This window comes from Flavobacterium sp. (assembly GCF_044376915.1).
GTDB lineage: Bacteria > Bacteroidota > Bacteroidia > Flavobacteriales > Flavobacteriaceae > Flavobacterium.
This window is the reverse complement of the sequence record NZ_JBILKB010000065.1, coordinates 1-11,278: the sequence shown is the minus strand read 5'-3', so window position 1 is coordinate 11,278 and position 11,278 is coordinate 1. Positions and strand designations below refer to the sequence as shown.

13 protein-coding genes are annotated in these 11,278 nt (G+C 36.0%); 7 read left to right on the top strand and 6 right to left on the bottom strand.

The genetic code is table 11. The annotated features are described in order from the left end of the window. A partial coding sequence (locus ACIQ6Z_RS07540) for a type IA DNA topoisomerase (protein ID WP_396210296.1) occupies positions 1-668 on the bottom strand: 668 nt, incomplete at its 3' end. A 254-nt stretch (positions 669-922) separates the two neighbouring features. On the opposite strand from ACIQ6Z_RS07540, the gene miaB reads away from it, so the two are divergent. The 7 genes from miaB to groL all read left to right on the top strand — a co-directional run bounded on the left by miaB (position 923) and on the right by groL (position 7,465). Next, a complete protein-coding gene (gene miaB / locus ACIQ6Z_RS07535; protein ID WP_396210298.1) occupies positions 923-2,371 on the top strand; it encodes a tRNA (N6-isopentenyl adenosine(37)-C2)-methylthiotransferase MiaB in 1,449 nt (482 codons plus the stop codon). Positions 2,372-2,449: 78 nt separating this feature from the next. Then, complete coding sequence (locus ACIQ6Z_RS07530) at positions 2,450-3,706, top strand: sigma-54 interaction domain-containing protein (protein ID WP_396210295.1); 1,257 nt, start codon at positions 2,450-2,452, stop codon at positions 3,704-3,706. Next, a complete protein-coding gene (locus ACIQ6Z_RS07525) occupies positions 3,706-4,209 on the top strand; it encodes an LptE family protein (RefSeq protein WP_396210294.1) in 504 nt (167 codons plus the stop codon). The genes ACIQ6Z_RS07530 and ACIQ6Z_RS07525 overlap by 1 nt, the downstream gene beginning before the upstream one ends. Before the next feature lie 17 nt (positions 4,210-4,226). Then, positions 4,227-5,021: a tetratricopeptide repeat protein gene (locus ACIQ6Z_RS07520; protein WP_396210293.1), complete on the top strand. Its 795-nt coding sequence runs from the start codon at positions 4,227-4,229 to the stop codon at positions 5,019-5,021. Further along, the gene (secG, locus tag ACIQ6Z_RS07515) at positions 5,021-5,383 is read left to right on the top strand and encodes a preprotein translocase subunit SecG (RefSeq protein WP_396210297.1); all 363 of its coding nucleotides are present in this window, start codon (positions 5,021-5,023) and stop codon (positions 5,381-5,383) included. The genes ACIQ6Z_RS07520 and secG overlap by 1 nt, the downstream gene beginning before the upstream one ends. A 134-nt stretch (positions 5,384-5,517) precedes the next feature. Continuing rightward, a complete protein-coding gene (gene groES, locus ACIQ6Z_RS07510; protein ID WP_396210292.1) occupies positions 5,518-5,793 on the top strand; it encodes a co-chaperone GroES in 276 nt (91 codons plus the stop codon). A gap of 46 nt (positions 5,794-5,839) precedes the next feature. Then, entirely contained in the window at positions 5,840-7,465 is a 1,626-nt protein-coding gene (groL, locus tag ACIQ6Z_RS07505; protein WP_396210291.1) for a chaperonin GroEL, read from the top strand. Positions 7,466-7,517: 52 nt separating this feature from the next. Here the strand turns inward: groL and ACIQ6Z_RS07500 are convergent, their stop codons facing one another. The 5 genes from ACIQ6Z_RS07500 to xrtF all read right to left on the bottom strand — a co-directional run. After that, positions 7,518-7,859: a heavy-metal-associated domain-containing protein gene (locus ACIQ6Z_RS07500; protein WP_396210290.1), complete on the bottom strand. Its 342-nt coding sequence runs from the start codon at positions 7,857-7,859 to the stop codon at positions 7,518-7,520. A 17-nt stretch (positions 7,860-7,876) separates the two neighbouring features. Then, positions 7,877-10,117, bottom strand: a complete 2,241-nt coding sequence (locus ACIQ6Z_RS07495; RefSeq protein ID WP_396210289.1) for a TonB-dependent receptor domain-containing protein — start codon at positions 10,115-10,117, stop codon at positions 7,877-7,879. 54 nt (positions 10,118-10,171) lie between these two features. Then, the gene (locus tag ACIQ6Z_RS07490) at positions 10,172-10,579 is read right to left on the bottom strand and encodes an HYC_CC_PP family protein (RefSeq protein ID WP_396210288.1); all 408 of its coding nucleotides are present in this window, start codon (positions 10,577-10,579) and stop codon (positions 10,172-10,174) included. Positions 10,580-10,595: 16 nt separating this feature from the next. Beyond that, positions 10,596-11,039 (bottom strand): exosortase F system-associated membrane protein, encoded by a 444-nt coding sequence (locus ACIQ6Z_RS07485; protein ID WP_396210287.1) that lies wholly within the window; start codon positions 11,037-11,039, stop codon positions 10,596-10,598. After that, positions 11,017-11,278, bottom strand: a 262-nt coding sequence (gene xrtF / locus ACIQ6Z_RS07480) for an exosortase family protein XrtF (RefSeq protein WP_396210286.1), incomplete at its 5' end; no start/stop codon positions are given. The genes xrtF and ACIQ6Z_RS07485, both read right to left, overlap by 23 nt.

Genomic DNA, 11,278 nt, shown 5'->3' with positions numbered 1-11,278 from the left:
AAGAAATCTTCGGCTTCTTTTTTAGTAGCGAAGTTCTTGGGTAATTTTGCTTTGAACGTTTTTCCAGCTTCGTTAGTAAATTCAGCTGTAATACTATAAGAGGCCTCTGGTTTAAACTCTTGGATTTCACGTTCGCGTTCCACAATCAATCGAACAGAAACCGATTGTACACGACCTGCAGACAAACCTCCTTTTACTTTTTTCCAAAGCACAGGCGACAACTCATAACCCACTAATCGGTCCAATACACGTCGGGCTTGTTGAGCATTGACTAAGTTATAATCGATTCCTCTCGGATTATCAATGGCTTTTTGAATAGCAGTTTTGGTAATCTCGTGAAAAACGATACGTTTTGTTTTCTCTGGCTTTAAATTTAATTCTTCCGATAAGTGCCAAGAAATTGCTTCTCCCTCACGGTCCTCATCGGAAGCCAACCAAACCATATCGGCATTTTTAGCTAATCCTTTCAATTTGGTTACCAATGCTTTTTTATCGGCAGATACTTCATATTTGGGCTTAAATCCATTGGCAACATCTACTCCAATTTCTCGCGAAGGTAAATCAGCAATATGGCCATAACTCGATTCCACTTGATACTCACTTCCTAGAAATTTTTCGATGGTTTTTGCCTTTGCAGGTGACTCAACGATTACTAAATTCTTTGCCATTTCACTTTTTGTTTGTTCGGCAAAAGTATCTATTTTTTTTAAATTTTGACTTCTCGATCACATTTTTACCGATAATTAGTTTTAGGAAAGTTTCTTTTTGTCCTATATTAAGGAATAAAAATTGCCATTCCAACAGCAAAATAAAAAATAATCGAAAAAACCTGTTAAACCTTTACTGACATCTTGTCATATTTTAGATTTTAGTATTATCTTTGCAATCCGAAACTTCGGAATTTTACATGGAAATTTACAGTATGGAAAAGGAAATTGACGAAAAAAAACAAGGTCAAAGTTTAGTTTTAGACCAAAAAGAAGGAAATACAAAGAAACTTTTTATCGAGAGTTATGGGTGCCAAATGAATTTTTCAGACAGTGAAATTGTGGCTTCAATTCTTTATGAAAACGGTTACAATACCACTCAAAATCTGGAAGATGCCGATTTGGTGTTGGTCAACACTTGCTCTATTCGCGACAAGGCCGAACAAACCATTCGCAAACGTTTGGAAAAATACAACGCGGTTAAAAAAATTAACCCCGGTATGAAAGTAGGCGTTTTAGGCTGTATGGCAGAACGTTTGAAAAGTCAATTTTTAGAAGAGGAAAAAATTGTCGACATGGTCGTTGGACCCGATGCGTATAAAGATTTACCCAATCTTTTGGCCGAAGTTGAAGAAGGTAGAGATGCTATCAATGTTATTTTATCGAAAGAGGAAACCTATGGTGACATAGCACCCGTGCGCTTGAACAGCAACGGTGTCAATGCTTTTGTTTCTATTACAAGGGGATGTGATAATATGTGTACTTTTTGTGTGGTGCCTTTTACAAGAGGCCGTGAGCGCAGCCGTGAGCCACAAAGTATTTTAGATGAAGTTCAAGATTTATACGACAGAGGATTTAAGGAAGTGACCTTATTGGGTCAAAATGTGGACAGCTACTTATGGTATGGTGGTGGATTGAAAAAAGATTACGTCAAGGCTACGGACATGCAAAAAGCGACGGCTATGGACTTTGCCCAATTACTTGACAAATGTGCTACGTTATTTCCTAAAATGCGTTTTCGATTTTCAACTTCAAACCCACAGGACATGCATGAAGAAGTATTACATGTTATTGCTAAACACCATAACATTTGCAACTACATCCATTTACCGGTTCAAAGTGGAAGCACTCGAATTCTAAAGGAAATGAATCGTCAACACACCCGTGAAGAATACATGGCTTTAATTGATAAAATTTATGCTATAATTCCGGATATATCATTATCGCAAGATATGATTGCTGGTTTTCCTACCGAAACTGAAGCAGATCATCAAGATACTTTGAGTTTAATGGAATATGTAAAATATGATTTTGGATTTATGTTCGCCTATTCTGAACGACCAGGAACCTTAGCTGCCCGAAAAATGGAAGATGATGTGCCTGAAACAATAAAAAAACGCAGATTAACGGAAATTGTAGATTTACAACAAAAACACGGATTAGAGCGAACACAGCGATTCATTGGTCAGGAAGTTGAAGTATTGATTGAAAAAGAATCAAAACGTTCTGATGCACACTGGAGTGGAAGAAATTCGCAAAATACCGTAGTCGTTTTTCCAAAAGAGAACTACAAAGTAGGTGAATTTGTACTTGTAAAAATTACCGATTGTACCGCAGCTACCTTGATTGGAGAAGCCGTGGGATATTCTGAACTAATGAATTAATTTTTTTGTATCAAGTCTCAAGTTTGAAAGTTTCAAGATAACTTTTAGACCTGAAACTTGAAACCTGAAACAAAATATATGGAATCAGTACAAGCTATAAAACAACGATTTGAAATTATTGGGAACGACCCAAAACTCAATCGTGCCGTAGAGAAAGCCATTCAGGTGGCGCCAACGGATATTTCAGTATTGGTCACCGGTGAAAGTGGTGTAGGAAAAGAAAGTATTCCTAAAATTATTCACTCATTATCACACCGTAAGCATGGCAAATATATTGCCGTTAACTGTGGTGCTATCCCTGAAGGAACGATTGATAGCGAACTTTTTGGGCACGAAAAAGGTTCGTTTACTGGCGCAACCAATACGCGTGAAGGTTATTTTGAAGTGGCCAATGGAGGCACTATTTTCTTGGATGAAGTGGGAGAATTACCATTAACGACTCAAGTGCGCTTGTTGCGTGTTTTAGAAAATGGTGAATTTATAAAAGTCGGCTCCTCACAGGTACAAAAAACCAATGTACGGATTGTAGCAGCTACTAATGTAAATATGTTTGAGGCTATAGAAAAAGGGAAATTTAGAGAAGATTTATTTTACCGATTGAGTACGGTTGATATTATGTTGCCGCCCTTACGCGAACGCAAAGAAGACATTCATTTACTTTTTCGAAAATTTGCTGCCGATTTTGCACACAAATACAAAATGCCCGCCATTAAATTGGATGAAGAAGCCATTCAATTGTTGATCAAATACCGATGGAGTGGTAATATTCGTCAACTTCGCAATGTGGCGGAGCAAATTTCTGTTTTAGAAACGAAAAGAGAAATTACCGCACAAACGCTTCTTTCCTATTTACCAACAGAACAATCTCATTTACCGTCAGTAATTGGTTCTAAAAAAGCAGAGAGCGATTTCAGTAACGAAAGAGAAATATTATACAAAGTACTCTTCGATATGAAGAGCGATTTGAACGATTTGAAAAAACTCACCATGGAGTTAATGCAAAACGGAAGTAGTAAAGTCCAAGAAACAAATAAAGGATTAATTCAAAAAATTTACGGAAAACCGGAAGAAAATACTATTTTTGAAGAAGAATCGCGTGTGGAAATGTTGCCCACTCAAAGTAAATTGATGCAAGAAAACTTTGATGATGACGAAGATAATTATTTATTTGCCGAAACAGTTGACGAAGAAGAAACTCTGAGTCTTGAGGCCAAAGAAATTGAACTCATCAAAAAATCATTGGAGCGCAATCGAGGAAAAAGAAAAGCAGCTGCGGATGAATTAGGTATTTCAGAACGCACCTTGTATAGAAAAATCAAACAATACGATTTATAATGAAACATAGCATTGTTGTTCTTATTACTGCACTCTCCTTACTGCTAAACAGCTGTGGAATATATAATTTTACAGGAGCAAAACCGATTGATGCAAAGACTTTTCAAGTCAATTATTTTCAAAATAATGCGGAATTAATTGAACCCGGAATTGAACGAACTTTTACGCTTGAATTACAAGATATCATTCAAAATCAAACCAATTTAAATTTAGTTACTCAAGGCGGTGAATTGATTTATGAAGGGGAGATTGTAGAATACCGGATTTCACCCATGACGGCTACTGCCGACCAAAGAGCGGCGCAGAACAGATTAACAATTGCTGTAAATGTTAGATTTTCTAACAGAAACAAAGAAGATGATAACTTTGAAAAAAGATTCTCCTTTTTTTATGATTTTGATGCCAATGCACAATTGGTTGGCCCACAACTTTCTTCAGCACTTGACGAAATTTTTGAACGTATTACACAAGATATTTTTAATGAATCACTTGCTAAATGGTAACTAACTAGTTTTATATTTTGAATACAGCCGACCTTACCTATTTATTAAACAAACCCGAAGCGACGAATGAGAAACAAACGATCGCCCTTGAAAATGTGGTATTACAATATCCCTATTTTCAGTCGGCGCGCGCTTTGCATTTAAAAGGCTTGTACAATCAAGATAGTTTTAGATACAATTACGAATTAAAGAAAACAGCCGCTTACACAACAGATCGTACGATACTCTTTGAATTCATTACTTCGGAACATTTTGCAACGTTACAACAAGATAAAATAGATGCCATTCAGGAGTACATCCAAAACATTAATGTGCAGGGCATTGAAGAAATCAAAATTGAGCAAGTAAATAGCGCTCCAATTGAAGAAGCAGAAGAAAAAAACGCAAGTTTTTCAGAAGAAAAATTAGGCATTGGTGCACCCTTGAACTTTTCAAAAACCGAAAAACATTCCTTTCATGAATGGTTACAACTCACGAAATTGCAGCCCATTGAGCGAGGAACTCCTGAAAATACATCCAATTCTCATGTAGAAAAAGAAAAAAAAATAGCGCTAATAGATAAATTTATAGAAGCAAATCCAAAAATAACTCCTGTTAAAGAACATGTTGAAATTCCTCGAAATACTAGCAAAAGTATTGAAGAACCAACACATTTAATGACTGAAACTTTGGCTAAAGTATTTTTAGAACAAAAAAAATATAATAAAGCGATTCAAGCTTATGAAATTTTAATTTTGAAATATCCAGAAAAAAGTAGTTTCTTTGCAGACCGAATAAATGAAATCAAAAATTTACAACAAAATAATAATTAATTATGGGATTCACAGGTTTTTTAATTGCAATAACAATTGTTTGTTTTTTATTAATCTTAGCGGTTATGGTTCAAAACCCTAAAGGCGGTGGATTATCTTCTTCTTTTGGAGGTTCACAACAATTAGGTGGTGTACAAAAAACAACCGATTTCTTAGACAAAAGTACTTGGACATTGGGCGGTATTTTGATTGCGCTTATCTTATTGTCAAGTTTAAGTTTTAATGGTGGTAATGCCGTTACCGATTCTAAAATTTTAGGACAAGATGATACGACTGCTCCAGCAGCTACTCCAAAAACTCTTGCTCCAAACAAGCAAGCTCCTGCTACAACTGCTCCAGTTGCAACAGATTCTACAAAATAAGAATTAAATCAACATAATTAAATGCCAGCCTGTCAGTGCTGGCATTTTTTATTTCAGAAAAAATGGCATAGTATTGAATTGGCATAATTTCTGAATACGTGAACTGCATTAAATAACAATTAAATTAATACACTATGTCATTAAACATTAAACCTATTTCAGACCGTGTTGTTATTGCTCCATTAGCAGCTGAAACAACAACAGCATCTGGGATTATTATTCCAGATACTGCAAAAGAAAAACCACAAAAAGGAACTGTAGTAGCCGTAGGAAATGGCAAAAAAGACTACACCATGACTGTAAAAGTAGGCGATGTCGTACTTTATGGAAAATATTCTGGAACCGAATTTAAATATGAGGGGAAAGATTACTTGATCATGAGAGAAGACGAAATTTATGCAATTCTTTAATCAAAGATTAAAAAAATTAATCGTTAAACATTAAAAACTAATTAAAATGGCAAAAGATATAAAATTTGATATTGAAGCACGCGATGGTTTAAAACGTGGTGTTGATGCATTAGCCAATGCAGTTAAAGTAACTTTAGGTCCGAAAGGGAGAAATGTAATCATTTCTAAATCTTTTGGAGGTCCAACAGTAACCAAAGATGGCGTTTCTGTAGCGAAAGAAATTGAATTACAAGATCCGTTAGAAAACATGGGAGCCCAAATGGTAAAAGAAGTGGCTTCAAAAACCAATGATTTGGCCGGTGATGGAACAACAACAGCTACGGTATTGGCTCAAGCAATTGTCAAAGAAGGGTTGAAAAACGTTGCAGCTGGCGCCAATCCTATGGACTTAAAAAGAGGAATTGATAAAGCTGTGGAAACCATTGTTAGTGAATTGAGCAAACAAGCTGTTGCCGTAGGTGATTCTTCAGAAAAAATCAAACAAGTTGCTTCAATTTCTGCAAATAATGATGATACCATTGGGGATTTAATTGCAACTGCTTTTTCAAAAGTTGGAAAAGAAGGTGTCATTACAGTTGAAGAAGCAAAAGGCATGGATACTTATGTAGATGTGGTTGAAGGGATGCAATTTGACAGAGGGTATTTATCTCCTTATTTTGTTACCGATGCTGATAAAATGGTAGCTGAATTGAGCAATCCTTATGTACTTTTATACGATAAAAAAATATCAAATTTACAAGAATTACTTCCGGTATTAGAACCAGTAGCGCAATCGGGAAGACCTTTGTTAATCATTGCTGAAGATGTAGACGGACAAGCGTTAGCTACTTTAGTGGTTAATAAATTGCGCGGTGGATTAAAAATAGCTGCGGTTAAAGCACCTGGTTTTGGTGATCGTAGAAAAGCGATGTTAGAAGATATCGCCATATTAACAGGCGGAACTGTTATTGCAGAAGAAAGTGGATATTCATTAGAAAACACTACTTTAGATATGCTTGGAACAGCAGAAAACATAACAATCGATAAAGACAATACTACAATTGTAAATGGAGCTGGAGCTGCCGATAATATTAAGGCAAGAGTCAACCAAATTAAAGCACAGATTGAAACAACAACTTCTGATTATGACCGTGAAAAATTGCAAGAACGCTTAGCAAAATTAGCGGGTGGTGTAGCCGTATTATATGTAGGAGCTGCCTCTGAAGTTGAAATGAAAGAGAAAAAAGACCGAGTTGATGATGCTTTACATGCAACACGAGCAGCCGTTGAAGAAGGAATTGTTGCCGGTGGTGGTGTTGCCTTAGTTCGTGCTAAAGCGGCATTGGTAAACATCAAAGCAGAAAATGCGGACGAAGCTACCGGAATACAAATCATCAATAAAGCTGTAGAAGCCCCATTACGAACTATTGTTGAAAATGCAGGTGGTGAAGGCTCTGTAGTGATCGCAAAAGTTACAGACGGAAAAGACGATTTCGGATTCAATGCAAAAACAGGAGAATACGTTCAAATGTTAGCTGCTGGAATTATCGATCCTAAAAAAGTAACACGTGTAGCGCTAGAAAATGCAGCTTCAGTAGCAGGAATGATCTTGACAACAGAGTGTGCATTAATCGACATCAAAGAAGACACTCCAGCAATGCCTATGGGCGGAGGAATGCCTGGGATGATGTAAATCAATTAATAATAATTTAAAGGCCCAATAGTTTCTATTGGGCCTTTTTTATTTACAACCTATTGTAAAGACAACACCCATGAAGCTTCTCATAATCTTCATCTTTTGCCTTAATGAATTCGGTATCATGTCCAACTGCAGCTATCGCTTTTGCCACGTCTTCCACAGAACATTTGTTTTCGTCGATAATCAAATGTATGTCCTTATGATCGATATGCCAATCGGCGCTTTTTACTCCTTTTACAGAAAAGGCAGCCTTTTCGATTCGTTTTTCACACATTTCGCAATTTCCAGCTACTTTGAATTCTACTTTTTTGTTTTTACTTTTTTTCTCTTGGGCGATACCGCTGAGTGAAAAAAGACTGGCGACTAGTACTACAATAAATGTTTTCATATATTTTTTGTTTGTTGTTATTTAATTTTAAATCGCAATCCGGCATAATACATCTGACCAAAAACAGGACCATACAGCATACTGCTATCAAAGTAATTCCCAAAAGGATTTTCATTTTGTACGATTCCGTTATTTTGCTTGTAATTCCCCATATTTTCACCTCCAATATACATTTCGAATACGCTTGAGAATGTTCGGGTAATTTGTGCGTTTATTACTGCAAATGAAGGAGCATAATCGCCCAATTGATAAGCGACAGGGTTGTTTGCCGTTGAAGGTAATCGCTGTGCTCCTAACCAATTATACGTTACGTCAAATTTCCATTGCTGCCCTTGCTCTTTAATATGCGTTTCAAACGACACATTCCCAAAAAAACGATGTTTGGCTTGCAAGGCACGTTGGAGTTGGCCCGTGGTAAATTGCGTTTGTACATCAAAGTATTTATAGGCTGTTTTAATATTCAAATGCTTTACCAATTCGAGAGAAAACTCCGCTTGAAAGGATTTTGAAAAACTCTTTCCATCTAAATTATAAAACAGAACTTGTTGTGCACTAGCATCCAAATCTACAACGGCTTGATTTTGAAAATCGGTTACATAATAATCTACAATGACTTCAGCACTTTTCTCGAATAGCTTGAATTTTTGGATAAAACTAAGACCATAATTCCATGCGATTTCGGCTTGTAATCCATATAAATTACCATTGGAACTGCGAATTGAAAAATCTCGCGAAGAAGCCAATAAGTGCTGGTTTTCGGCAAAAATATTCGCTGCTCGTTTGCCTCTTCCTATTGAAGCTCTTAGTACAGCTTGATTCCACGGATTATACCTTAGGTGTAACCTGGGCGTAAAAAAAGTTGCCAATCGATTGTGATGATCCACTCGGGCCCCGGCTATCAGACTAAAGTTGTTTAAATTATCATATGTATATTCAAAAAAGGCGCCAATAGAAGTATCTGCCCTCGAAAAATCTTGGGTAAAGTTTACCTGTACCAATTCATCGTATTGATCAAGAGCAAAGTTGACTCCCGTAGTAAACTTATTTTTCGTATTGGTTATTATGGAATTGAACAACAGATTAGAATAAAAACTTTTCTGATGGATATCATAGCGGTTCAAGCCAAAATAGGAATCTTGTCGATGCGACTGAAATGAATTTTGAAATCCGAAACTTTGATAAGGCTGATCTGGAAATACATACCCTGTTTTGTTTGAAACTTCAATTTTTTCGGTATTCACTTCGCTTCCCCATGCATTTGTGGTAAATTTATCACGATCCACATTAAATGCTACCTCCCCCGCTTGTTTGTCATCTTTCATATACCGGAGATTGAAAAAACTTACCCAACCCTTCTCGGTATTGGTGTATTGCCAACGGTTTAATATGTTGACTTGTTTTCCTAGTGGATTGTCTAAAAATCCGTCATTATTCATATCATTTTTCCATACACGAGTGTTTCCATGTACGAATAAAGTCGAACTCAATTGATCCGAAAATTTAGTATTGAAATGGGTATTAATTTCATAACGTTGATCTTGAGAAGCGTAAGCATTTAGAAAAAATGGAATATCATTTACGGGCTTTAAAACCTCATAATTAATTTGGCCCGAAATACTTTCGTAGCCATTAATAACACTTCCGGCACCTTTTGTAATTTGAATGCTTTCGACCCAAGTACCGGGCACAAAAGATAAACCGTAGGCTTGAGAAGCGCCACGAACAGCCGGTATGTTTTCTTCGGCGATTAAAATATAAGGACTCGTTAACCCCAGCATCTTAATTTGCCTGTTCCCCGTTACCGCATCTGAAAAATTGACATCAATGGACGGATTGGTGCTAAAACTTTCTGACAAATTACAGCAGGCTGCTTTTAAAAGTTCCTTTTGCCCCATGGTTTGCACGTTGGTAACTTTATACAGCGAATGCTCGGTACTTTTTCTAGTTTTTGAAACCGTTACGGCTTGCAAACTATTTATTTCTTTGAGGACTATCGTCAAGTTTTCTAGTGTTGCTAATGCAATTTGTTGTGTTTCATAACCTGCAACACTAACAATCAAAAACGAAGATTCAGAAGACTTTGCTATCGAAAAATTTCCCGTGGTTGAAGTATTTGTTGAAATTGTTGTGTTTAGCCACATGACATTAGCACCACTAATGGGTTGCTTATTTGCATCTATAACAATTCCTTTTATTGTTTCTTGAGCCGATGCCACAAACGTAACAAAGCATAACAAGAACGCTATTTTAGTAAACATATTGAATGAGTTTGATGTTAAAATTCAGTGATTTACAGAATAAAAACAAAAAACTTAAGCATAAAAAACAAATTGACAATTGAGCTTATAGAGAGGAGGCCCATGAGAATAGCAATAATATCCAACGCGATTGGATGCACTAATTCCAGATTCAAAACCTATTGAACTCGGTTTCGATTCGGAATTTAAAACAGTAGGCTGAAGTTCTAGCTGAACGATTTTAACCAAAACATCATCTGTTTTCTTTTCAACTTTGACTATTTTATTTGAACAACACGAATCATGTGAAGCTACTTTTGCACAACAGGAAGTAACTTTTTCTAAGCAGGGTTCGTCCGTATTAAATTGAAAAGAAATGGAAGCAATTTCATCCTTACAATAGTGGACAGAAAAATGCAAGCCTATATTGGCAACAAAAATAAGAAGGGCTAAAAAAAAACTTATTTGTTTTCTGAAATGCATGGCACAAAAATACAAATTAATTTGATCGGTATTGCAAATAAAACGCTGGAACAAATAACATTAACAACATTGGCTGTATTAAAAAACGGCGCACATAAAACAAAACCATGTAATTAGGCGATTCAAAAAGAAATACTATTGCAAAAAAAGCAAGCAACAAAACTAAAAGAGCTAAAACATACAATTTACCGGCAAACCAGAGCATTTGTTTCTGCTTGAAAAAGCAGTAAAGTATGGCTAACGAAAAAATTGTATTTAAGGAAAATCGAAATATAAGTCCTAAAAACAAGGGTACAGCTTCAAAAATTGGCAATGTGCTATTCTTAAAATCACTTTTAAAAAACGCTAAAAAAGGATCGTAAAAAAGCACCTCTTCAAAGGCCCTTATAAGCACCAAACCAAACATTGATAGGGCCAAAACAACAACCCTTGCTTTATTATGTAGCAGATTTTCGAGCATAATCAGAAAATTTAGTTACCCATAAAATCCACAATAAAAATACAGCACCATAAATAATAAGAGGAAAAATAGTACCGTGTAGCAGTGCACCATATTGTTTGTAATGGTATAGGGCAAAACACAGAAAAGCAATGCGAAAGCAATTGAGTATGTGCAACAAAAAGATACCAAGCAAAATATATATAACTGTTTTTTTCCATTGAGCCGAAAACGCAAAAATAAAAGCGGCAAATAATATC